The 21,695-nt window shown below is 65.8% G+C and carries 22 protein-coding genes; all 22 read right to left on the bottom strand.

Going from position 1 to position 21,695, the window contains the following annotated elements; all coding sequences use genetic code 11:
* Position 1: 1 nt before the first annotated feature.
* Positions 2-1,987, bottom strand: a complete 1,986-nt coding sequence (locus GL284_RS05560; protein WP_089389005.1) for a conjugal transfer protein TraG — start codon at positions 1,985-1,987, stop codon at positions 2-4.
* Positions 1,988-2,012: 25 nt separating this feature from the next.
* Positions 2,013-3,752 (bottom strand): relaxase/mobilization nuclease domain-containing protein, encoded by a 1,740-nt coding sequence (locus tag GL284_RS05555; RefSeq protein ID WP_080620499.1) that lies wholly within the window; start codon positions 3,750-3,752, stop codon positions 2,013-2,015.
* 243 nt (positions 3,753-3,995) lie between these two features.
* The gene (locus GL284_RS05550; RefSeq protein WP_196216717.1) at positions 3,996-4,760 is read right to left on the bottom strand and encodes a lytic transglycosylase domain-containing protein; all 765 of its coding nucleotides are present in this window, start codon (positions 4,758-4,760) and stop codon (positions 3,996-3,998) included.
* A gap of 2 nt (positions 4,761-4,762) precedes the next feature.
* A complete protein-coding gene (locus GL284_RS05545) occupies positions 4,763-5,098 on the bottom strand; it encodes a DUF736 domain-containing protein (protein WP_080620498.1) in 336 nt (111 codons plus the stop codon).
* 68 nt (positions 5,099-5,166) lie between these two features.
* Complete coding sequence (locus GL284_RS05540) at positions 5,167-5,712, bottom strand: S26 family signal peptidase (RefSeq protein ID WP_080620497.1); 546 nt, start codon at positions 5,710-5,712, stop codon at positions 5,167-5,169.
* Complete coding sequence (locus GL284_RS05535; protein WP_080620496.1) at positions 5,709-6,194, bottom strand: DUF2840 domain-containing protein; 486 nt, start codon at positions 6,192-6,194, stop codon at positions 5,709-5,711. The genes GL284_RS05540 and GL284_RS05535 overlap by 4 nt, the downstream gene beginning before the upstream one ends.
* Positions 6,191-6,445: a ribbon-helix-helix protein gene (locus tag GL284_RS05530; RefSeq protein WP_080620495.1), complete on the bottom strand. Its 255-nt coding sequence runs from the start codon at positions 6,443-6,445 to the stop codon at positions 6,191-6,193. The genes GL284_RS05535 and GL284_RS05530 overlap by 4 nt, the downstream gene beginning before the upstream one ends.
* On the bottom strand, positions 6,442-7,185 hold the full coding sequence (locus tag GL284_RS05525; protein WP_155043636.1) for a DNA-methyltransferase: 744 nt from the start codon (positions 7,183-7,185) through the stop codon (positions 6,442-6,444). Before GL284_RS05525 ends, GL284_RS05530 begins: the two co-directional genes overlap by 4 nt.
* Complete coding sequence (parA, locus tag GL284_RS05520; RefSeq protein ID WP_080620493.1) at positions 7,182-7,835, bottom strand: ParA family partition ATPase; 654 nt, start codon at positions 7,833-7,835, stop codon at positions 7,182-7,184. Before parA ends, GL284_RS05525 begins: the two co-directional genes overlap by 4 nt.
* Complete coding sequence (locus tag GL284_RS05515; RefSeq protein WP_230382923.1) at positions 7,832-8,911, bottom strand: replication initiator protein A; 1,080 nt, start codon at positions 8,909-8,911, stop codon at positions 7,832-7,834. Before GL284_RS05515 ends, parA begins: the two co-directional genes overlap by 4 nt.
* 114 nt (positions 8,912-9,025) lie before the next feature.
* On the bottom strand, positions 9,026-9,307 hold the full coding sequence (locus tag GL284_RS05510; RefSeq protein WP_080620491.1) for a helix-turn-helix transcriptional regulator: 282 nt from the start codon (positions 9,305-9,307) through the stop codon (positions 9,026-9,028).
* Positions 9,308-9,448: 141 nt separating this feature from the next.
* Positions 9,449-9,901 (bottom strand): DUF2285 domain-containing protein, encoded by a 453-nt coding sequence (locus GL284_RS05505; RefSeq protein ID WP_226341155.1) that lies wholly within the window; start codon positions 9,899-9,901, stop codon positions 9,449-9,451.
* A gap of 97 nt (positions 9,902-9,998) precedes the next feature.
* The gene (locus GL284_RS21455) at positions 9,999-10,223 is read right to left on the bottom strand and encodes a transcriptional regulator domain-containing protein (RefSeq protein WP_080620489.1); all 225 of its coding nucleotides are present in this window, start codon (positions 10,221-10,223) and stop codon (positions 9,999-10,001) included.
* A 110-nt stretch (positions 10,224-10,333) separates the two neighbouring features.
* Complete coding sequence (locus GL284_RS05500; protein WP_080620488.1) at positions 10,334-10,612, bottom strand: DNA -binding domain-containing protein; 279 nt, start codon at positions 10,610-10,612, stop codon at positions 10,334-10,336.
* Positions 10,613-10,708: 96 nt separating this feature from the next.
* Positions 10,709-10,957, bottom strand: coding sequence for a helix-turn-helix domain-containing protein (locus GL284_RS05495; protein WP_080620487.1), 249 nt, complete (start codon positions 10,955-10,957; stop codon positions 10,709-10,711).
* 443 nt (positions 10,958-11,400) lie between these two features.
* Positions 11,401-11,775 carry a hypothetical protein gene (locus GL284_RS05490; RefSeq protein WP_080620486.1) on the bottom strand — a complete coding sequence of 125 codons (375 nt, stop codon included), beginning with the start codon at positions 11,773-11,775 and terminating at the stop codon, positions 11,401-11,403.
* Positions 11,776-12,222: 447 nt separating this feature from the next.
* The gene (locus GL284_RS05485) at positions 12,223-12,777 is read right to left on the bottom strand and encodes a hypothetical protein (protein ID WP_080620485.1); all 555 of its coding nucleotides are present in this window, start codon (positions 12,775-12,777) and stop codon (positions 12,223-12,225) included.
* A gap of 553 nt (positions 12,778-13,330) precedes the next feature.
* Positions 13,331-13,732 (bottom strand): single-stranded DNA-binding protein, encoded by a 402-nt coding sequence (locus GL284_RS05480; protein WP_080620484.1) that lies wholly within the window; start codon positions 13,730-13,732, stop codon positions 13,331-13,333.
* A gap of 705 nt (positions 13,733-14,437) precedes the next feature.
* A complete protein-coding gene (locus GL284_RS05475) occupies positions 14,438-14,854 on the bottom strand; it encodes a hypothetical protein (RefSeq protein ID WP_080622747.1) in 417 nt (138 codons plus the stop codon).
* A 160-nt stretch (positions 14,855-15,014) separates the two neighbouring features.
* Positions 15,015-15,950 (bottom strand): DUF2493 domain-containing protein, encoded by a 936-nt coding sequence (locus tag GL284_RS05470; protein ID WP_080620483.1) that lies wholly within the window; start codon positions 15,948-15,950, stop codon positions 15,015-15,017.
* A 337-nt stretch (positions 15,951-16,287) separates the two neighbouring features.
* Entirely contained in the window at positions 16,288-17,331 is a 1,044-nt protein-coding gene (locus GL284_RS05465) for a DUF7146 domain-containing protein (protein ID WP_080620482.1), read from the bottom strand.
* Positions 17,331-21,680: a strawberry notch-like NTP hydrolase domain-containing protein gene (locus GL284_RS05460; RefSeq protein ID WP_155043634.1), complete on the bottom strand. Its 4,350-nt coding sequence runs from the start codon at positions 21,678-21,680 to the stop codon at positions 17,331-17,333. Before GL284_RS05460 ends, GL284_RS05465 begins: the two co-directional genes overlap by 1 nt.
* Between the last annotated feature and the right edge of the window lie 15 nt (positions 21,681-21,695).

Genomic DNA, 21,695 nt, shown 5'->3' with positions numbered 1-21,695 from the left:
CCTATAGGTCCATGCCGTCGTTCGGGTCCATGGCAACCTGCCGGGCAATCCCCTGGACCTGCCGGATCATCCGCCGGTTCTGGACAGCCTCCTCGTCGACATCATCGGGCGGGGCGAACTCAAACTCGTTCTCGATGGGCTTTTTCTTCTCCACCGGCTTCACCCGGCTGAGTTCTGGCTGCAAGCGGCGTTCGGATTCGGTCGTATCCTCGTCATCCGTCGTGGGGTTGTCCTCATCCACGGCGGCTTCCGGCCGCGCCGGGAGCGGAAGCGTGGTCCAGTCGTCGGGCCGGGCTCCCTCAGGGCGCTGCAATTCAGGTGGTGACAGAACACGCTCGCGAAACCGGGCGTCCTCGTAGTAGCGCGCCTTCGTCGCCCGGATCGGGGGGATGCCCGCCACCATGACGATCTCCTCATGCGGGGGAAGCTGCATGATCTCGCCCGGCGTCAGCAACTGGCGGGCAGTTTCCGAGCGCGAAACCATGAGGTGCCCGAGCCAGGGCGACAGCCGGTGCCCGGCGTAGTTCTTCATCGCCTTCATCTCGGTAGCAGTGCCGAGCGCGTCCGAGACTCGCTTGGCGGTGCGTTCGTCATTCGTCGCAAAGCTCACCCGCACATGGCAGTTGTCGAGGATAGAGTTGTTCGGGCCATAGGCTTTCTCGATCTGGTTCAGCGACTGCGCGATCAGGAAGCTCTTGAGACCATAGCCCGCCATGAAGGCCAGGGCCGTCTCGAAGAAGTCGAGCCTGCCCAACGCCGGAAACTCGTCGAGCATCAAGAGCAGCCGATGCCGCCCCGTGTTCGCCTGCAGATCCTCGGTCAGGCGGCGGCCGACCTGATTCAGCAGCAGTCGCATCAAGGGCTTGGTGCGGTTGATGTCGGAGGGCGGCACGACGAGGTAGAGCGTGGTCGGCTGATCGCCTCCCACAATGTCGCTGATGCGCCAGTCTGAGCGGCGCGTGACCTCGGCCACGACCGGATCTCGATAGAGGCCGAGAAACGACATCGCCGTCGACAACACGCCGGACCGCTCGTTCTCGGATTTGTTGCGCAGCTCCCGCGCGGCGCTGGCGATGACGGGGTGCGGTCCTGCGTCACCGAGATGCGCGGTTTCCATCATGGCGCGCAGGGTGGAATCCACCGGGCGCTTCGGATCGGAGAGGAATCGTGCCACGCCGGCGAGGGTCTTGTCGGGCTCCGCATAGAGGACATGAAGGATGGCGCCGACGAGGAGCGAATGGCTGGTTTTTTCCCAGTGATTCCTTTTGTCCAACGAGCCTTCGGGGTCGACGAGGATGTCGGCAATGTTCTGGACGTCGCGCACCTCCCACTCGCCGCGGCGCACCTCGAGCAGCGGATTGTAGGCCGAGGACTTTGGGTTGGTTGGGTCGAAGAGCAGCACGCGGCCATGGCGTGCCCGGAAACCCGAGGTAAGCTGCCAGTTCTCGCCCTTGATGTCGTGGACGATGGCCGAGCCGGGCCAGGTCAACAGCGTCGGCACCACCAGGCCGACGCCCTTGCCCGAACGTGTCGGGGCAAAGCACAGCACATGCTCCGGTCCATCATGGCGCAGATACTCGCGATCATACCGGCCAAGGACGACACCATCGGGATCGAGCAGGCCGGCCGCCTTCACCTCGGGTTTCTCCGCCCATCGCGCCGAGCCATAGGTGGCGACGTTCTTCGCCTCGCGCGCGCGCCAGACTGACATGCCGATGGCGACCGCGATGGCGATGAAGCCGCCCGAGGCCGCGATGATCCCGCCCTTGGCGAAGATCGGCGGCGCATAGGCTTCATAGAAATACCACCACCAGAAGAGTGCGGGCGGATAGTAGATCGGGGTGCCGAACAGCTCGAACCAGGGCGGCCCGAGTTGCGCCTGATAGGCAAGGCTCCAGGCGACATATTGGGTGGCGCCCCAGGTGGTGGCGAGGATGATGAGGAAGACGACGCTGATCTGTCCCCAGAGGATCTTGGTGGCGGACATGGGGTTGGTTCCTTTCCGATTGAGGTCAGAGGCCGAGGCCGCGCTTGCGCCCGAAGTCCCAATCGACACCGCCGTCGTCGCGGGCGATGCCGGAGACGTGACGGCCGATCTGCTTCTCAATGGAGGGCGACCAGGGCACGAGCTGGAAGCCGAGGCCATCGTCGATCATGGCGAAGCGGCCTGAGGCGAGCGCGAAGCGCTGGCGATAGGAGCCGGCGACATATTCGCCGCTGGCGGCGCGCTCGAAGGACATGCCGGTCTCGGCCGCGAGCTTCTCGCCGAGACTGTCGAGTTCGCGCCTGCGCAGCGTGTTCAATAGCCGGCGAGCGAAGACGACGCGCCCGCCTTGCCGCTCCGCGAGATCCTCGCCGATCAGATGCTCCGCCCGCTCGTCCAGTGCCTGACGGACCTCGGCGCCGAAGCCGCTATCCGAGAGAGGAACCGGCTCGCGGGCGATGGCCTGGCGGTCGAGCCAGGTCGCGCCCGAGGCCCCCACCTGCGCACCGAGATCAAGATCGGAGCGGACAGCGAGCGCGACGCGGCGCGCACCTTGCGCATCTTCATAGGCGCGCAACTCGACGATTGAGCCGGGCGGGCTGTCACCGGCGGCATCGAGATGAGGGAGCTTGATGTGGTGGGTGCGTCCGTCGACGCCATCGACGACGGCATAGGCCGTGCCCTTCAACTCGTCGTCAAGGCCGCGCTCGACCAGGCGGCCGATGACGGGAACGTCGAGGCTTTCGCCGGCGAGGACATAGCTGGCCGAGCCGCGTTCGATGCCGCGCGCGATCAGGGCACGGTGCATGCGCTTGATGATGTCGCCGCGCTCGCCGAGTTCGCGCAAGACCGTCTCGGCCTCGGGCTTGATGAACCATTGCGAATGGCCGATCTGCCCGGCGACGCCGAGGATTTCGAGGGTGCGCAGCCGCCCGACCTTCAGCGTATGGAACTCGTCCTGCGGTCGGCTGGCGAGCGGGGCAAGATCGACGATGCCGGATTTTCCCGCATCACGGACAAGCTGCCGGTCGAGCTGGGTCCAGCGTTCCGCCTCGATCTGGGCCTCTAGCGCACGGTGAATGTCGAGATCGGTGCGCGGCCCCAGCTCCTGGGTGATGAGATCGCGCGCCCGGTCCCGCATCCCCTCCTTGATGTAGTCGCGGGAGATCACGAGGTCCTGCCCATCGTCGCGAACACCGCGCACGATCAGATGGACATGCGGATGCGCGGTGTTCCAGTGATCGACCGCCACCCAGTCGAGGCGCGTCCCGAGATCCTTTTCCATCTGGCCGACAAGATCGCGCGTGAATGATCGGAGGTCGGAAATATCCGGCGCGTCGTCGGGCGAGACGATGAACCGGAAATGATGCCGGTCATCGCCGCACCGCTCCGCGAAGGCGCGACCATCGGCATCCTCCGTTCCCGGCCCGAACAGCCGTGCCTTCTCGCCATCTCGGGTCACGCCGTCACGGCGGAGATAATCGAGATGCGTTCCGAGCGGCGCGGACCATGCCATGTTGCGCACCACGCGCGCCTTGACGACGGCGCCGCGTGTGCGGGTGGTGATGAGACGATTGGCCTGGACGCTGGCGCGCTGGCCGCGCCCGAAGCGGGAGCGATTGCCGGAAGTCACGCGGCCGGATCGAGAGACGCCACCGCCGGCCTTCTTCGCGGCGGCGAGCGCCTGCGCGATGAAGGGCCGGGTCTGCTGAGCGCGGGTCGAGCGGATGCGCCCCGGCCTTATGCGGAACTCGTGTTCATCGGACATGACACAGCCCCGCACGGTGCAAGACAGTAAGGAAATTCAGGAGGATGGGCGCGAGGCGCACGGTGCGCGAATGCGCGGCACGGTGCGGAACGCGCCGAAAACATGAACAAAAACAACCGACCGACCGAGCCGCACCGTGCGCGCTTTTATCCTGCCATCTTCCGGTCGTGGTGCCTGCCGCCACCCCCCGCGCCCTCCATGACACGCCAGCGGTCGACAGGATGCGAAACCGCACGGAGCCGCTCATGGCTGGTCCTCACCGGCACTGCGAGCGACGAACAGCCCCTCCGGCTGCAAGGCCGTGAGCGTTTCCGGTGCTGCCGGGACGAATGAAGGGGCGTCGCGAGGCGTGGGGTCGGGTGAAGCCGGATCGGAAGCGGTAGCGCCGATTTCTCCCGCCACGAAGATCGCCGCCTCGCGCCAATCGAGCGGTGGAACAACCGACGAGCTGCCCCCCGACGGTCGCTCGCCGAGCAGGATCGGTGTCAGCGCGGCGACGTAGGCGCGTGTCTCGGCCGGAAGCGGACGAGCCGTCGCGCGGTATTCGTCGTAACGGCCGGGACCGGCATTGTAGGCCGCGAGCATCGCGGCCACATTGCCGTAGCGATCCCACATCTCGCGGAGATAGGCCGTGCCCGCGAGGATGTTGTCGCGCGGCTCGAAGGGGTCGCGGCCGAGAGCATGGCGGATGCGCAGATCCGCCCAGGTGTCGGGCATGACCTGCATCAGTCCCATCGCACCGGCGGACGAAATTGCGCGCACGTCGCCCGCGCTCTCAGTGCGCATCACGGCGATGATCCATGTCGTCGGGATGCCGAAGCGTTGCGAGGCTTCCGCAATGTGGGCGTCGTGCGGATGCGCGGCAACCACATGACCGGGCATCGCAGCTTGGGCTAGGACGGGCGGCGTGGTGATGGCTGAAACGAACAGGCCGGAAAGAAGAGAGAGGATGATGCGGCGGCGGACGCCGCATCTCCCGGAGGCGAGACGAATGCAGGAGATGAGCATGGTCATTCCTGCTCGTCGCGCTTCTTTTGGCGGGTCCAGTGCAAGCCCCAGTCGCGTCCGTCCTCGTCCGCCTGGAACAGGCGGGCGCGGATCGGCTGCTGGAAGACGGGATCGTCGAGCAGGACCGAAACGAACGGCCCGGCGCGTTCCCCGGAATGTTTCCAGCCCGCGCCGACTTCCGGTCCGTCCTCGTCGCCGAGGTGGATGCGGTAGGCGGGCGCATTCTCCGCCTCGGCGTTCTCTGCTGGAACGAAGGTCAACTCCGCGTCGAGCGTGAGGGTGCGGACATGCCCGGAATAGCCGGACGGGGTGCGGGTAAATTGGCCGATCTGTGCCATGGGAGGTTTCCTTTGCTATGCGGTGGAGAAGACGCGGGCCGTTCGCACGCCCCGCAGCGGACGCGCCGTCACCGCATCGGCGCGCGCCAGACAAAGCGGCCATCGCCGTCTTCGTCGGTGAAAAGCGGGATCGCGCGGCCGATCACCGCCGAGGCGGGGAACGGGCCGAAATAGCGGCCGTCGAGGCTGTCGCCGACGTCCGGGTTCATCAGGAAGACTTCGCCCTCGGCGATGACGCGGCAGCCCTGCCAGACCGGCAGGTCTCGGCCGAGGCTGTCGCGGTCGCGTGCTTCGCCGAGCGGAACACCATCGACGGCGATGGCGCGGCCGGCGCGGCAGACGCGCTGTCCGGGCAGGCCGATCACGCGCTTCAGAAGCGGCACGTCGCGCGCGACGTAGCCGCGGTCCACCATGTAGGACGCGAACGGCTCAGGTGGCATGACGGCGACCAGATCGGGCATCTCGATCCGATCAGCGGGCGCGACGGTGTAGAACCCGATCGGCACGCTGGCCGATGCGTTCCAGAGCAGCCTTGGCGCGGTCGGAACGAATCCGGCGATGGCGATCCCCAGCGTGGCCGCCGCCGTCACCATGACATAGCGAAAGCGCGTCATGGGGCGATCTCCCGGCGCCGGAGCCATGCCTGATGGCGCTCGGCGGTGTAAGGACGCGGCGCTTCGCCTGCGTTCATCCAGTGGGCGACATGCCGCCAGTGATCGGGATCGACCTGGGCGGGATCGACGCCAATGGCCTCGATCCCGTCGACATGGCGAAGGACGGCCTCAACCTTCGGCCAGCCTTCGATCTTCAGCAGGATTTCGCCGCCCGGACGGACGAAGGGCAGCGTCTGATAGGATTCGCCCGGCGCAACCGCGCGCAGGATGTCGAGGCGCGAAATGATCGTGCCGTGGTCGTTCGCCGCCCAGCGGACGAACGCGAACACCGAACCAGGACCGAAAGAAACGACGCGCCGGTTGCGGTCGAGGATCTGCGTTCCCGCCTCATGGCCGAACCTGATCCAGTATTCGGTCCTGCCCTCCACCCAGGTCAGTTCCACGCGGGTCAGATCGCCATCATGGGCATCGATACCGATCATGGGCGGTCTCCCGCTGTGTCGGGAAACTCGCGCGCAAGCAGGTCACGCAGCATGTCCGCGACGGTGGTGCCGCGCCCGAACGCGGCGATCTTGATCCGCCCGCGAAGCTCGGGCGTGATGTCGATCGTCAGCCGGGCGGAATGGGCGGCTGCGGCGCCATCGCGCGCTGGCCGTCCATCGCCAGCCTTGATCCAGCCATCGGGATCGGCTGGGCGCGTAGCGAAGCCGCGCTTGTCCGTGCCGGCCGTCATGACGGGGCTCCGTCATGGAACGGCAGCACGGTGGCGATGCGGGCGCGGGCGAGATCGGCCATGTCGGCGTCGATCTCGCAGCCGAGATAGCTCCGGCCGGAAAGCCGACAGGCTTCCCCGGCTGCGCCGGAACCGGCGAACCAGTCACCGACAAGTCCGCCTTCCGGGCAGCTCGTGCGGATCAGGATTTCCAGGAGCGCCGACGGTTTCTCGGTCGGATGGATGGCGCGGCCGTGGCAGTTGCGCAGGTAGATGACCGAGCGCATGAGGCGCGGTCCGCCGTCATGGCTAATGTAATGGCCGGCGTCGATCTGGCCGGTATGGGGTGGACGCTGCTTGCGCCGCACCGTGCGGGCCGTTGCGTCGGGCGTGGTCTGGACGTCGTTGTAGATGTCGCGCCAGGCGTTCTCTGCCGGATAGAACTGGACGGCCAGCTCATGCACCCGCTTGAAGCGATCATTGTGAAAGCCGGTGCCGTTCTGCTTCTCCCAGATCACCTCCTGCGCGATGCGCAGACCCGCATTGGCGAAGTGGTCGGCGGTCGCCATGAAGGAACGAAGTGAACCGAAAACCCAGAGCGAGCCGGTCGGCTTGAGGGCGGCGCGCGCCAGCGCGACCCAGCCCTCGACGCGCCGGTCCCAGGCGAGCGAGGTGTCGCCATAGGGCGGATCGGCGAGGATCATGTCGTAGGGAGCGTGCCAGGGCATTTCTTCGCGGCAGTCGCCGGTCAGGATGGTCATTGGCCGACCCTCCCGATGCCCAGCCGCGCAATCTCATCGGTGAGCGCTGCGACTTCACGCGCGGCAGGAGATTGGCGGTCGATCTCGCCTGCGAGACGACCTGACTGTGCAGCGTCGGCGAAGACGACGCGCTGCCCGACAGTGGTGGCAAGGACGGGCGGGTCGTGATCTGCAAGGCTTTCGGCCGTTTCGCGGGCGATGACGGTGCGCGCGCCGCAGCGGTTGAGCGCGAAGCGGGCGACGAGTTGGGGCCGATAGATGCGGGCCTCTGCGAGGAGGGCCAGCATTTCGGCCGAGGCCCAGCCATCGAGGGGCGACGGCTGCACCGGGATCAGCACCAGGTCGGCGGCGAGGAGCGCGGAGCGCATGAGGCTGGCGACACGCGGCGGTCCGTCGATGACGACGTGATCGACATCGCGGGCGATCTCCGGTGCCTCGCGGTGCAGTGTGTCCCGTGCGAGGCCGACGGTGCCGAACAGTCGAGGCAGGCCCTCGCGTGCGCGTTGCTGTGACCAGTCGAGCGCCGAACCCTGCGGGTCGGCATCGAGAAGTGTGACGCGCTTTCCGCCCTGCGCCAGTTCTCCGGCGAGATGCAGCGCCAGCGTGGTCTTGCCGACACCGCCCTTCTGGTTGAGGAGTGCGATGATCATTGGCCGCCTCCCGGCAAGTCGAGAGGAAGGCGGGGTGTGTCGGAACCTTCGGAAGCCTCGGTTCCGCCGGGCTGAGGGGCCGGCTGGGAAGCGCGTGGCGTGGCAGATGCGCCGTTCCTAGCGGCTCTGCTGAGGCTTCTGGCGGTGTCGCGGATGAGGTTTTCCACATCGCGCACGCGCTCTTCAAGGTTAGAGTCTTTGTTAGACTCTAAGTTAAGGGCGCGATTTTGCGAGTGGTCTTCGGGCGTTAAGCCCGATTTCGGTTCCCGATAGCACGAGCCTTGGGTTCCCGATAGCACGATAGTCCGGGTTCCCGATAGCACGAGGCCATTCACAGGTTTTCCACAGGCCGGTGTCGGCTCGAAGGCGAGCAGCATGCGCCCGCCGATCTCGGCTTCCAGAAAGAGCCGGTAGCCCGGCAAGGGCTGGCGTCGGATGATGTCGCGCAACTCAAAAGCGAAGCGTTTGAATGGCGACATGCTGCCGGACTTCTGATGGAGGTGGCGGAAGTCGAAGCGCCAACCCTCACGCTGGCGGCCGCCGTGCTTACGCACTAGGCGGTAGAGCCATCGGTCGAGTCCGCCGGTCAGGTCGAAATAGGTCCGGTCGATGGTCAGCACGAGCGCGTCGTCGAGGACGGCCTGATAGAACCAGTCCGGCACGATCATCTCGATACCATCGGGGCGGCCGTTGCGGTCGGTGCGCTCCTGCCATTCGTTGATCCAGGAGAAGCGATGCCGGCGGCCTTCAGCTGGTTGCCGGATCGAGGTGGAAATGGTGGTCGATTGCAGCCGGTCGAGTGCGGCCTTCAGGCGCTGGTAGTCGCGCAGCGACGTGCCGCGCCCGACATAGGTGAGGATTTCGTAAGGCGTGGCGGCCATCAGCCGGGACGTCCGAAGCCCGGTATCACGGGCTTCGACGATCTGGCTGGCGGCCCAGATCAGGATGTCCGCATCCCAGATCGTCGCCATGCCATGATCGGGGACCGCCTCGACCCGGATCGTCACATTGCCGGCGGCGAAGTCGATGGGCGCGACACGTTTTGACTTGCCGAGGGAGAAGAAGGGATAGGCCATGAGATCCTGCGCGTCTCGTGGCGCGAAGTCGCCGGGGAGCGCCCTGAACAGGTCGAGCTGCCCGCGCTCGGAAAGGGATCGACGTCGCGCCACCATGAAGGGAACTGGGTGCGATCAGCGGGCGGAGCGCCCGACCTGCGGGCCGGTCGGAAGGGCGTGGCGCTTGGCGGGCAGCACGGAGCCACGGGGATCGGAGGTGGAGGTTACCGCACCGCGCTCGGTCCAGGCTTCGAGATCGTCGATGGCATAGACAACCCGGCCGCCGAGCTTGCGATAGGCAGGGCCGGTCCCGTAGGTGCGGTGTTTTTCGAGCGTCCGGGCCGAAAGGCTGAGAAAATCCGCAGCCTCCTTGGTGCGCAGGAAGCGCGGCGGCAAAACGACGGGTTCATGTGGCATGATCGGGCCTCCGGGCTGTTGGGAACGGCCACTGCGAGTCAGCGGCGGGACAACGACCACGGTGGCGGAGGGAGGCCGGCGAGTTGCAGGGCGAAGTTGATGGGTATCGAAATCGCCCACCAGCCCAGGCGTCGAACTACGCTAGCGTTGGCGACGATGACGCAGGAGTTTTCGATAGCCGCCCGCGACCATGGAATGGGCGTCGCGCAGAAGCGCCTTGATCGTGTGGCGGGCCGAAGACGCCTGCCATTCATCGCGGTCGAGCGGCCCGATCTTCAGGATGACTTGCGCGATTTCCTGCTGTGTGGCGCCCGCCCTGTGTCCGTCAAAGGCGCGAAGCATCCGTCGCAGGCGTATGCGCTGCTGCCGGGTCAGCCGCGTATCGGGAGGAATGGCGCGGCCATGTAGGGCGGAGAGGAAGCGGCGGACGGCTTCGATCCGGTCGAAGCCGTCCAGGCCGAGCGGAACGATGGCGACGGCGATCCTGTCGTCGCCGGCCGTGCAGTCGAGGATCTGCAGATGCTGTCCGTTGCCAATATCGAGCCGGTAGTCCTCATCCGTAGGTTGCGAGCGAGGATGGGCGCGCCAGATCACGGTAGCTGCGAGACCGATTTGCTCGTCAAATTCCGATGGCGCGTTCGCCAGTATGACGACGCTCGTGTCCTCCTGCGGAAGCCATAATACCTTGGCGTCAGGTGGCGCAGCCAGCGGATCGACGGGGAAATCGGAGTCCCCACCGCTGCCGGATTCGTTCGGTCAGCGGTTCGGGATCTCCCTGGCCAGAGGCCGATGCCTCAAAATCAGCGTCATAGGCATCGTTGCGGCGGAGCCACTCCCAAGCCAGATCGGATGGCGTCAGCACATCCAGATGCTCGTAGTCTGCCGAAGAACGCCAGGTAGATGCGTTGGGTGTCATCGGAGCCTCCCACGTCACAGCTCAGGAAGTTGGAGAGACTCTACGATTCCCGTTCGGGTTGAATTGAGGAAGCTGGGTCGGGATCAACAGGTGATGCGTCCCGCGCATCGCTATGATGTTCGGTGCTGACTTTCGCGGACCAGTTCGCGATAGCCGCGCTCGGTCATCCAACGCGCTCGTGCGAGATGCGCGTCATGAACGCGGCGGCTACGCTCGGGATCACGCTCTGGATCGAGATTGAAGAGGATTCGAACCGCTTCGCGCCAGTCGGCGCCATCGCGCGCTGCGTCGAGCAGGCGCATATAGAGCTTCATGTGTTCTCGATCATATGGTGTCAGCGTTTGGCTGGACGGTGGTTCGTCAAGAAATGTCTGTGTCGCTTGTCCCATCAGTCGCTCACGATCGGATAACGTATTTGTTAACCATCTCCGGCGGGAGATAGCCATTCTTTTTATGGGCAACGGGTCAATGCGCAGGCCACGACGCTAACCCGGCGTCGGGCTCCGCTCGTGCAGGAGCAAGACGCCTTCGCCCTTATCCGTTGACAGGAAAACGATGCCGGCCGCTTCGAGAGCGCGGCGAACCTGATCGCGAGTCGTCTCGAACACCTCAAGCCCATTTTGGGATTCGAGGCGTTTGAGTGCGGTCAATGCGACCTGGGCCTTGTCAGCGAGCGTCTCCTGTGTCCAACCCAGCAACGCGCGTGCGGCCCGTGATTGGCGAGCGGTGATCATACATGATCACCTCCCACCGAGACCTGCACGCACTCCAGAACTACGACTATAATAGTCGCTCTGCCTTCAAATTCCACTCGAAATTCGGCTGGAATCGTCGTGATCAACCTCGCAGTGGCGGGATAGGCAGCCATCTGATTCGGTCGGACATACGACAGCGTATCGGCGCGGCCAGAATGGCCTGGCCCAGGGAGAGGAGGATGGGTTTGGGAAGGAGGGCGAGGGAACCGTCGCCTCCTTCCCATGGGAGGGTTCAAGGGAGGGGCTTCAGCCCTTCCCTTGGGGAGGATGTTTGAAGGAGGGGGCTTGCCCCTTCCTTCATGGGAGAGCGTTGAGAGGGGCGTGCCCCTTTCATCAGCCCTGCGGGCCGGTCGATCCGGCCGGCAGGGCTTTGACGACGAAGCAAAGACGAGAGGCGGCTTTCGCCGCCTCTCGTCGAAGGGTCAGTCGGTATCCGGTCCCCAGAGCGGATTGCTCTCCGGGTCCTCGATGTGCCCGTAGTCCGGTTCGAAACCGCGAACCACAGCCCCGATCTCGTGACCGCCGATGCTCGTGCGCCCCTGCGCAACGAGGATGCTCACCGCAGTCGGATCGGCCTCGATGGCCCAGATCGCGTCCTCCATATCGTCGTGGGGACCGAGGTTTTCGATGGGGATAACGTCGCCATCCTCGTCGTAGCCGCCGTGCAGATACATCGGCGCCTCGGCCAGACGCTTTGCGGCAAGCTCGGCATCGCGGATAAGCCCGAAAGCCTGCTTGCGATCGCGCCAGTATTCGGCGCTGCCCCCGTCGATACGGATGATCTTTTGTTCGGTCATGTCATGCTCCTTTCTCTCGCTGACGGGAGGGTCGGGCACCGTAGCCGCGAGGGGTCAGGGATCGCGCAGCGACCGCCAGCGGCGGCGAGCGGGGGAGCCGATTTTCTGACGATGCCCTTGGGTATCGGCTGAAAATTGGGGGGACCGTGAAGTCCTTGACGCCGGAGTGGCTGGTGCATGATCCGAAGTCAGAGAGAGAAGAGCCCGCGGCCCCGACTAGGGGCCGCGACAATATTCGGTGGAACCGAAGGGGAGGTTTGGAGGGGTTTCCCCTCCATGGGTGGGGGAGTTTGAGGGGGCGGGGCTTTGCCCTGCACCTTCATGGGGTGAGTTTGAGAGGGGCGGCTTGCCCCCCTTTCATAAGCCCTGCCGAGCGGTCGATCCGGTCGGTATGGCTATTACGACAGGGGAAAAGGTGGCGAGCGGCTTCCGCCGCCCGCCACCTCGCTATCGGTATCGGTATCGGAAGTTGCTGACCGGGCGCTCGTAGATCTCGGGGTCGAGTTGCCCCGCGCCATCGGGGCCAATGCTGGCATCGCAGAGATAGGTGGTGAAGCGGATACCTGTCTGGGCAGCGATCTGCCGGAGGATGGGACCAAGGCCGGACAGATGCTTGTCCTCGACGGTCATCCATTCCGGGATCGGGCCATTGCACCACATGGCCGCAACGGGGTGGTGGTATCCGCCGAAGTCCGGGTCACCATCGACGGCATCCAGCAGATGCCAAGGATAGAACCCCCGGCCGCCGGATTCGAGATCGCCCATGCAGTCGCCGAGGGTCTGTTCAAGGGACTCGCGCACCGTCGGATCGCTTTCGTTCCGTAGCCGCCGCTGGACCTTTGCGCCCTCGCGGCAAGTCTTGAGATGGCCGTTGAGGGCAAGAAGCAGCTTTTCATGGAGGGACTGCGAAAAGCGAGTGTCGCACCTGAAGTAGTTCTTGCGCACCCTGGTTCTGATGCGGCCAAGCTTTCTTGAGAGATTGAGGAAATCGAGATCAGACATTTGTTTCTCCTTTCGTTCTGACGGGAGGAGCCTGCACTGTTGCCGCGAGGGGTCAGGGATCGCGTAAGCCGACCGCCAGCGGCGGCGAGTGGTGGAGCCGATTTTCTGACGATGTTCTTGGGCGTCGGCTGAAAATTGGGGGACCGCGAAGTCCTTGACGCCGGAGTGGCTGGTGCATGATCCGAAGTCAGAGAGAGAGGAGCCCGCGGCCCCGACCAGGGGTCGCGACATTATTCAGCGCAACGCCAAAGGGGAGGTTTGGAGGGGTCTCCCCTCCATGGGTAGGGAGTTGGAGGGGGCGGGGCGTAGCCCTGCACCTTCATGGGGCGAGTTTGAGAGGGGCGGCTTGCCCCCTACTCATTCGGGGAGCATCGGACCAAAAAGTGGTTTCCTGTTTTTGGAAATGATCCGATGCTCCGGCAAGGAAATCGGAGCGCCGGGCGCGAAGGCGCATGGCGTTCCGGTGGGGAATCTTGCGCTGAGCCGGCGGGCGCGACCCACCGTAAACATGGAAGGCCCGGCGGCTTGCGCCGCCGGGCCTCTGGCTTCCCGCTCAGAACGGGATGTCATCGTCGTCGATGAACTTGCCGTCGTCGTTCTCGGTCTGCTTCGCCCGGCTCAGGAAATCGACGGTCTCGGCGATGATCTCGCAGCCGTAGCGGTCGTTGCCCTCCGCATCCTTCCACTTCGTGTAGTGGATGCGGCCGCGAACCAGAACCTTCATGCCCGTGTCGCAATACTGCTGGACCGTCTTGCCGAGGCCGTTGAAGCAGGTGATGCGGTGCCATTCCGTGTCCTGAACCCGATAGCCCTTCTCGTCACGGACCACGCGGCCTTCCGAGTATTTGGGGCGCGACGTGGCGAGGCTGAAGTGGGTGATCGAGGTGCCGCCCTGGGTGGTGCGGGTTTCGGGGGCCTGACCGATGTTGCCGGCGAGGATGACGATGTTCTGCATTGTAAGTCTCCGTTGCTCCTCGGAGGGACCATCCCTCCGACGAGACCCGGCCAAGGCCGTCGGGAGACTCCCGCAACTGCCGCCCTTGCGGCAGCTCGCCCCTAAGGCCCGGAGTGGGGCGGGCAGCCGCGCTCGCGCGGCAACACGGTCCGGAGCCGCCGGGGTTGCTGGTGGAAACCGAACGGACTTAGGGGATCAGTCAGTCGGAGGGATTGGTGCCTTCGAGAGCCAATCGGGGACGCGCAGCAGAACTGGCATCCCTGCCGGTAGCAGCAGCGTGCTGGCCCTTGGAACCCGTATCCATGCCACCGGGCATCCCGATCTAACCCACTTCCCCGTCATGTTCACGCCCCGCTGGAAGGCTGTGTGGCCCGTGACGAGAAGGGCTATCGGGTCTGGAGCGCGGAACCGGCATCGCATCACCTGCATCAATGGCACGAGGTCAGGTCCGGCAGTATTGCGGCAAGGGTTTGAAGGTGATTGCGGCTGTGTTCACGAAATGAAGTGGAAGGATGCGGCTGGCCATCGACTGCACGGCGTCAGCGGGATTCACGCCGATGACCGGCTTCCAGAGCCGGGCAAAGCAGGTCGAGAAAGACGGCAGCGTGACCGCGATGACATGATTTCCCATTCTGAGCAGGAAGCCCGGAGCCCGGTGGTCCAGCCGTCGGGTTTCCATGAGACTGCGGGATCGCGCACGCCGGCTCAGCGCGAGAACACCGACTCGCCGAGCGCGTTCAGATTGATGATGGCCGAGACGCCGATGACCAGGCCGCCCACGCCGCCCAGAAGGTTGAGCGCGAGGGTCGAGTCTATGGCGTTCTTCGTGACGCCATAGACGAGCGCGTAGCCAGCTATGACGGCGGGCACCGCGAAGAGGGCAAGCGCGATGAGGCGAAGAACAGGGTTCTTGGCAAAGCCCAGGACCGCGATCACCAAGACGATGGACAGCAGGGCCGCACCGAGCGCAGCGAAACCGGACATCAGGACGCCGGCTCCCGCGCCCCACGCGTATTGCGCGGCAGTAATGGCCGACATGACGGGCAAAGCGTAGATCGCGAGATTGTAGGCGATCACGCAGGCCGTGATGGTCAAAGAGATGGCGAGCAGGATCAACGTCATGGAAACCTCCAGCGAACGGTTGAGGATCACGACAGGCTGCCGGGAGATGCGCTCCGCCTGCGACTATTCTGCTTCGCCGGTTCTACAAGGATGCTCCAATAGAGGCTCGACCTCGCTTCCTGTCAAGGTTTGGCGGCTGAAAGCCGCCGAACGGCGGCGCTTACGCGCCGCCGTCGAACTTCATGACCGGGATGCCGAGCTTGCGGGCCTTGTCGGCGAGATTCTCCTGAATCCCGGTGCCGGGGAAGACGAGGATGCCAACCGGCAGCACATCCAGCATCGCGTCGTTGCGCTTGAAGGGTGCGGCCTTGCCGTGCTTCGTCCAGTCGGGCCGGAAGGCGACCTGCGGCACCTTGCGGTGGTCTGCCCAGCGGGAGGCGATCAGTTCCGCGCCTTTCGGGGTGCCGCCGTGCAGCAAGACCATCTCCGGGTGCTTGGCATGGACCTGATCGAGCCGCCCCCAGATCAGCCGGTGATCGTTGAAACCGGCGCCGCCGGTCACGGCCACCTTGGGACCGGCAGGCAGCATCACCTCGGTCTCGGCGCGGCGTTTCGCGGCAAGGAAGTCGCGGCTGTCGATCATCGCGGCGGTCAGGTTGCGATGGTTGACCATCGAGCCGCTGCGCGGCCGCCAGGCGCTGCCGGTGTGGTGTTCGAAAGCCTCGGCGGCGAGATCGCGGAAGAGTTCCATGCTGTTGCGCCGTTCGATGAGGGTCTGTCCCTCTGCCGTGAGGCGTTCGAGTTCGACCGACTTCACCTCGCTGCCGTCCTGTTCCCGCTGCATCCGGCGCTGCGCCTGCTCGTTGTCGTCGAGATCGCGTTCCACCCGGCTGGCGGCGCGGTGAAAGAGATTGACCGTCCCCCAGAGCAGCTCTTCGAGATCGGGCTCTAAGCGGGTGTCGCCGAGCGTCGCGACGAGGGCGTCGAAGATGTCGGTGACGGCACTGGCGACGGTATTGCCTTCGGGCAGCGGCCTGGGATCGGGTTCGTCCTGGAAAGGACGCCAGCCGTAGAGCTGGAGTTCGGTGAGGGCGTGATCGGTCTGGGAGGAGGTGTGGACCGGCTCGTCGCCTGCGGAATAGGTTTCGTTCGTCATCGGGAGCGTCCTTTGTCTGGAGACCGCGCCCATCGCGGCCTTCGCAGGCGTCGACGCGCACGGGCGGGACGGGTTGGCAGCCCTCGCCCACTCCGCGAGGGCCTCGATGGCCGGGTTCGGACTATTTTGACTTTCGCGATGCAAAGGCGGGGCTCGTCCCCGCCGGCGGAAAATAGTCCGAAAGCGGCCATTGCCTGCCCGGCCCGTTTGTGCGCCGATCGCCCTCTCAGAAGGCCGTGGGTGCGGGCCTCTCCGACGAAGGATGCGCCTGCCGATGGCCAGCGAACGAAACCGGCAGGCGACGAGTTGGGCCGCGCCTCCGAGAACGATTACATCCTCACCGCTCCATGAAACGGCGGATGTCCTCGGGATGAAGCTGATCCTTCAGGGCCGCCCTGAGGGCATCGGCGCCACGGCGTCGCAGATCATCGTTGAAGTCGCCCTCGACCGGCGTGAGCGTGACCGCCTCGATCCCGAAGCTCGCTGCTCTGGAGGCGAGGCTGTCTCTTGCGCCGTCCCCGGCCGGGTCGCGATCGCGCAGGACATAGAGCCGGCGCAGGGACGGCGGGAACAGGATGGCAGCGAGGTGAGCGGCTGAAAGCGCCGCCAGCATCGGCATGTGGGGCAGAACCTGACGGGGCGACAGCACGGTCTCGATGCCCTCGCCGGCTACGAGAACCTCAGCGGCAGTGTCGAAGCGGACTGCGTGGCCGAGAAGGTCGCCCATCGCCCGCCGCGGTGTTTCGACAGGTGCCTTGCCGGAACCGTCCGGGGCGAGCCAGGTGCGATGCGCGCCGGTCTGGTGGCCGGAGAGATCGGTGACGGCGGCGACGAGTGCCGGCCTGATCTCGGTGGGCGAATGCTCATCGGGCCTGTAATAGCACCGGGGATGGTAGCGCAGCGCGGCGGTGCCCGAGAGGCGGGTGATCGCCCGCCCGCGCAGGTAGATCTCCGCAAGCGTGCCGCCGATCGGCTGCGCCATGGCGAAGAGGCGGCGAGACGCTTCAGGCGAACCGGACGCCACGCTGGACGTGCTGCCGGTCGGCGTCTTCGTCTTCTCCGGTTCGGGATGCGGGAGAGCGAGGAAACGGCGCGCTTCCTCGGCCACGTCCTTGAAGTCGACGAGGCCAAGCGATTGCCGGATGATGTCGAGCAGATCGCCATGCTCCCCAGTGGCCATGTCGGTCCACTTCCCCGCCGCGCCCTTGCCGGATTCAGGCCCGGTGAGGCGGACAAACATGGATCGCCCAGGCGTGTTTTGCACATCGCCGACCAGCCAGTATCGTCCGGCGCGCTGGCCGGACGACAGATAATGGCGGCAGACCGCCTCGGCCTCCCGACCGAGACGGATCGCCAGTTCCGAGACATCGTGACGGGGCATCATGCTGCCTCCCGCTCGCCGATGCGCTCGACCGGCCAGCGGTCGAGAACCTTGCCGAGAACGGCAGGGCCAGTCCCATCGACTGGAACGAACATGCGCAGCTTCCATGAGATGATTTCGTGGAAGAGGCCATAGGCCGAGAGGCGCTGACGCATCATGTCGGTAAAGCCGGAGAGTTCGATCCGGTTCGCGCCCATGACGCAGACCCGCCGAAGCTGAAGGCCCTCGGCGAGATCGAGGATCGTCCGACCTTCCATCAGCGCCGCAAAGGCATCATCCGGCGTGACCGATGCGGTTCCGGTCTTGGTCGCGTTCGCGGCCCAGGCTGGAGAGACCTTCCGGCCGATGATGCGCTCGCCGGCGTCAGACTGGAGCCGATAGACGCGGGTGGAGTCATTGGGCAACCGCTTCCAGATCGGCAGCAACAAGCCCGTGACCATATGCAGGGTGCTGTCGGCAAACTCCGGCACTTCTGCAACCTCGGCCTCCCAAGCCGATGCGAAGACGTCCCGGTCGGCCTCGACCCAATGGGTTTCGCCCATCATTCTGACCGGGACGTTATGGGCCTCCATCGGCCGGATCAGGCGGACGCGGCGCTCGATCTCGCCATCATCCAGCATGACGCTCGTGCTGGGGATCTGCACCGCCGCGCGACCCGAGCGCTCGTTGATCAGCAGCTTCGCACGCGGATCATCGAGTTCGGCCAAGGCGGCGTCGAGCGTCACCGGCCGGTTGCGCTTGCGTTCGGTGATAGTCAGCAGGCTGGTCTCGGCCCCGGTGCGCGGATGGGTGTAGATCACCTGCCGGTCCGCCACCACGAAGCTTTCGGCGCGCAGCGTCTCCAGTCCGGCATCATAGGTGCCCGAGGCGATGGCGCCCTCAATCCGCGCGGTCAGAAGCTGCTCGAAGGCGGTGAACAGCACGCCCTGAAGCTCAATGGTCAGGGCGAGCAAACGGTTGAGAAACGTGGTGATCGCCGGCAAATCATCCTTGATGCCGTTCGAGTCCATCAGCTTCAGCCCCGTTGCGGCCTCGAACCGCTCCAAGCTGCATCCCTCGACCTTGCCCCGCACCAGCAGGAGATAGAGCTGGCGCAGCGCGTCGCGGGCGTAGTGGCTCTCCAGATTGTCTTCCGGGCGGAACAGGCCCTGACCGCCGGTCTGGCGCTGGCCGCGCGTGATCGCACCCAAGGTGTCGAGGCGGCGGGCGATGGTCGAGAGAAATCGCTTCTCGGCTTTCACATTGGTCGAGATCGGCCGGAACAGCGGCGGTTGCGCCTGATTGGTGCGGTGCGTGCGGCCAAGCCCTTGGATGGCGGCATCGGCCTTCCAGCCCGCTTCGAGGAGATAGTGGACGCGCAGCCGGGTGTTCTTCGCCGAGAGTTCGGCGTGGTAGCTGCGCCCGGTGCCGCCGGCGTCGCTGAACACCAGCACACGCTTGCCATCATCCATGAACGCCTGGGTCTCGGCGAGATTGGCCGAACCGGCGCGATTCTCCACGACCAGCCGGTCGATGGTCACGCTGCGCTTGCGAACGATCCGGCGCGAGCGGCCAGTGACCTCGGCCACGGTGTCAGTGCCGAAATGCTGGATGATCTGGTCGAGCGCGCCGGGGACCGGCGGCAGGCTGGCGAGGCTTGCGATCATCTCGTCGCGCCGCGCCACGGCCTCCCGGCTTTCGACTGGCTGGCCGTCGCGATAGACCGGGCGAGACGACAGGTTGCCCTCCGAATCCGTGAACGGCTCGTAGAGCTGGACCGGGAAGGAATGGGCGAGGTAGTCGAGGACATATTCGCGCGGCGACAGGTCCATTTTCAGGTCGCCCCATTCCTCGGTGGGGATCTCGGCGAGCCTCCGTTCCATCAGCGCCTCGCCGGTCGAAACGATCTGGATGACGGAGGAATGGCCCGCCTCCAGATCGCTGGTGATCGAGCGGATCAGCGTCGGGGTTTTCATCGACGTGAGCAGGTGCCCGAAAAAGCGCTGCTTGGCGCTCTCGAAGGCCGAGCGGGCGGCGGATTTGGCCTGCCGGTTCAGCGTGCCGGAGCCGCCGTCGCCGCCGGTGATGTTGGCGGCCTGCATCGCGGCATCCAGGTTGTTGTGGATGATGGCGAAGGCATCGGCGTAGCTGTCGTAGATGCGGATCTGCTCCGGGGTCAGCTCATGGTCGAGCAGCTCGTATTCCACGCCTTTGAATGACAGCGAACGGGCGGTGTAGAGGCCGAGGGCGCGCAGGTCGCGGGCCAGCACCTCCATTGCCGCGACGCCACCGGCCTCGATCGCCTCGACGAATTCCGCCCTGGTCGAGAACGGGAAATCCTCGCCGCCCCAGAGGCCCAGGCGCTGCGCATAGGCGAGGTTGTGGACGGTGGTGGCGCCGGTGGCCGAGACATAGACGACGCGGGCCTGCGGCAGGGCATGCTGGAGGCGCAGCCCGGCGCGACCCTGCTGGCTGGCGGCGACATCACCGCGTTCTCCCTTGCCGCCGGCGGCGTTGGCCATGGCATGCGCCTCGTCGAAGATGATGACCCCATCGAAGTCGGAGCCCAACCATTCGACGATCTGTTTGACGCGCGAAACCCTTTCGCCGCGGTCGTCGGAGCGCAGCGTGGCATAGGTTAAAAATAGGAGGCCTTCGCCCAGAGTGATCGGCTTGCCTTGTAGGAAGCGCGACAGCGGCGTGACCAGCAGCCGCTCCATGCCGAGGGCGCTCCAGTCCCTTTGGGCGTCCTCCAGCAGCTTGTCCGACTTCGATATCCAGACCGCCTTACGCCGCCCTTGCATCCAGTTGTCGAGGATGATGGCAGCGGATTCCCGGCCCTTGCCGACACCAGTGCCGTCGCCGACCATGAACCCTTGGCGGAAACGGATGGCACCCTCGGCCTCCTCCGGCGCGGCGGACAGGCTGTCGAGCGTGTCATCGACCGTCCAGGCCCCGGCGAGGAAGCCCGTATGGGCCTCGCCGGCATAGATCACGGTTTCCAGTTGCGCCTCGGACAGCTTGCCGAGAATGTCGGCTGGCAGCATCGGCCGGTAGCTCGGCTTCGGCGGCGCGATGCTCGCCATCGACGCCGATTGCACGAGCTGGGTCGGATGCGCCTGCGCGCCGGCGATGCGGATGGTCTGGAGACCGTATTCCTCATAGATCGCATCGGAGAGGCGGCCGTCTTCGGCCGGTGCCCAATCGACGGTCTCATAGGCGAGCGGCACCCCCTCCGGCTCGGCCAGCGGCGCGGCGGGCGCAGCCCTCGCCGTTCGGTTGACATAGCCGCGCACGGTGCGGGGGACGGCAGGCCGCGCGATCGGCACGGCAACGCCGGGATCGACCGGCAGCCGCGCGGGCAACTGATCCGCCAGCCAGCCCATCAGCGTCGCCACGTCCGGCGCGACTCCGATTGCTGTCGGAAACACCGCAGGGTCGTCGGCGGGCAGCTTGTCGATGACGGTCAGCCGGGTTGGGATCGTGGTGCCATGCTTGGCATAGACCGACCCATCGACTGCGGCGGAAAAGGTGACGCGGCCGCGCTCCTGCAGCCGGGTCCAGGAGGCGGTCCATGCCGGATTGTCGGCGGCGAAGCTCGCCCCGGTGATGGTCACAAGCCGCCCGCCGGGCGCAAGGCGCGCCAGCGCCGAGGCGACATGGCGGAAGGCGGCATCGGCCATGCGGCCCTCGACATTCACCATGACCGAGAACGGCGGGTTCATCAGCACGACGGTCGGGACCAGGCCGGGATCGAGGTGATCGTCGATCTGGGCGGCGTCGAAGCGGGTCACGGAGAGGGCCGGAAAGAGAGAGGAAAGCAGGCCGGCGCGCATCTCGGCGAGTTCGTTGAGGAGCAGCGTGCCGCCGGCGATCTCGGCCAGAATGGCGAGGAGCCCGGTGCCGGCCGAGGGCTCCAGCACCCGGTCGGCAGGAGTGATCGCCGCCGCCGTCACCGCCGCAAAGCCAAGCGGGATCGGGGTGGAGAACTGCTGGAAGGTCTGGGCTTCCTCCGACCGGCGTGTATGCGTCGGCAGGAGCCCGGCGATCTTGCCGAGCTGCGGCAGGATAGCCGCCGATGACCCGGCTCTGCGGAAAAGCGCAGCGCCGTATTTGCGCAGGAAGAGGACGGTCGCCGCCTCGCAGGCATCATAGGCGGTCTTCCAGTTCCAGGCGCCGGTGGCATCGGAAGCGCCGAAGGCCGCTTCCATGGCGCCGCGCAGGGTTGCGGCATCGACACGCTGACCGCGTTCGAGATGCGGCAGCAGGAAACCGGCAGCGGTGAAGGTGGAAGCAGCCGTCTCGGCGTCATGGTCGAGTGGAAGCGGCGCGGCGGCGGAGGCCGCCGCGGAAGCAGAGATCATGTTCATCGGAGATTCCTTGGG

Origin of the sequence: Paracoccus shanxieyensis (genome assembly GCF_009711265.1) — a bacterium.
GTDB lineage: Bacteria > Pseudomonadota > Alphaproteobacteria > Rhodobacterales > Rhodobacteraceae > Paracoccus > Paracoccus shanxieyensis.
This window is presented reverse-complemented; position numbering and strand designations above follow the sequence as displayed.

What these genes read in the sequence shown, in the direction of transcription:
- GL284_RS05515 (WP_230382923.1), bottom strand. Translation starts at nt 8,911, where the DNA reads ATGGCCTATCCCTTCTTCTCCCTCGGCAAGTCAAAACGTGTCGCGCCC.
- GL284_RS05460 (WP_155043634.1), bottom strand. Translation starts at nt 21,680, where the DNA reads ATGAACATGATCTCTGCTTCCGCGGCGGCCTCCGCCGCCGCGCCGCTT.
- GL284_RS05490 (WP_080620486.1), bottom strand. Translation starts at nt 11,775, where the DNA reads ATGACCGAACAAAAGATCATCCGTATCGACGGGGGCAGCGCCGAATAC.
- GL284_RS05555 (WP_080620499.1), bottom strand. Translation starts at nt 3,752, where the DNA reads ATGTCCGATGAACACGAGTTCCGCATAAGGCCGGGGCGCATCCGCTCG.
- GL284_RS05470 (WP_080620483.1), bottom strand. Translation starts at nt 15,950, where the DNA reads ATGACGAACGAAACCTATTCCGCAGGCGACGAGCCGGTCCACACCTCC.
- parA (WP_080620493.1), bottom strand. Translation starts at nt 7,835, where the DNA reads ATGATCATCGCACTCCTCAACCAGAAGGGCGGTGTCGGCAAGACCACG.
- GL284_RS05485 (WP_080620485.1), bottom strand. Translation starts at nt 12,777, where the DNA reads ATGTCTGATCTCGATTTCCTCAATCTCTCAAGAAAGCTTGGCCGCATC.
- GL284_RS05540 (WP_080620497.1), bottom strand. Translation starts at nt 5,712, where the DNA reads ATGACGCGCTTTCGCTATGTCATGGTGACGGCGGCGGCCACGCTGGGG.
- GL284_RS05525 (WP_155043636.1), bottom strand. Translation starts at nt 7,185, where the DNA reads ATGACCATCCTGACCGGCGACTGCCGCGAAGAAATGCCCTGGCACGCT.
- GL284_RS05480 (WP_080620484.1), bottom strand. Translation starts at nt 13,732, where the DNA reads ATGCAGAACATCGTCATCCTCGCCGGCAACATCGGTCAGGCCCCCGAA.
- GL284_RS05465 (WP_080620482.1), bottom strand. Translation starts at nt 17,331, where the DNA reads ATGCCCCGTCACGATGTCTCGGAACTGGCGATCCGTCTCGGTCGGGAG.
- GL284_RS05535 (WP_080620496.1), bottom strand. Translation starts at nt 6,194, where the DNA reads ATGATCGGTATCGATGCCCATGATGGCGATCTGACCCGCGTGGAACTG.
- GL284_RS05560 (WP_089389005.1), bottom strand. Translation starts at nt 1,987, where the DNA reads ATGTCCGCCACCAAGATCCTCTGGGGACAGATCAGCGTCGTCTTCCTC.
- GL284_RS21455 (WP_080620489.1), bottom strand. Translation starts at nt 10,223, where the DNA reads ATGACACCCAACGCATCTACCTGGCGTTCTTCGGCAGACTACGAGCAT.
- GL284_RS05530 (WP_080620495.1), bottom strand. Translation starts at nt 6,445, where the DNA reads ATGACGGCCGGCACGGACAAGCGCGGCTTCGCTACGCGCCCAGCCGAT.
- GL284_RS05545 (WP_080620498.1), bottom strand. Translation starts at nt 5,098, where the DNA reads ATGGCACAGATCGGCCAATTTACCCGCACCCCGTCCGGCTATTCCGGG.
- GL284_RS05510 (WP_080620491.1), bottom strand. Translation starts at nt 9,307, where the DNA reads ATGCCACATGAACCCGTCGTTTTGCCGCCGCGCTTCCTGCGCACCAAG.
- GL284_RS05475 (WP_080622747.1), bottom strand. Translation starts at nt 14,854, where the DNA reads ATGACGTTGATCCTGCTCGCCATCTCTTTGACCATCACGGCCTGCGTG.
- GL284_RS05550 (WP_196216717.1), bottom strand. Translation starts at nt 4,760, where the DNA reads ATGCTCATCTCCTGCATTCGTCTCGCCTCCGGGAGATGCGGCGTCCGC.
- GL284_RS05495 (WP_080620487.1), bottom strand. Translation starts at nt 10,957, where the DNA reads ATGATCACCGCTCGCCAATCACGGGCCGCACGCGCGTTGCTGGGTTGG.
- GL284_RS05500 (WP_080620488.1), bottom strand. Translation starts at nt 10,612, where the DNA reads ATGGGACAAGCGACACAGACATTTCTTGACGAACCACCGTCCAGCCAA.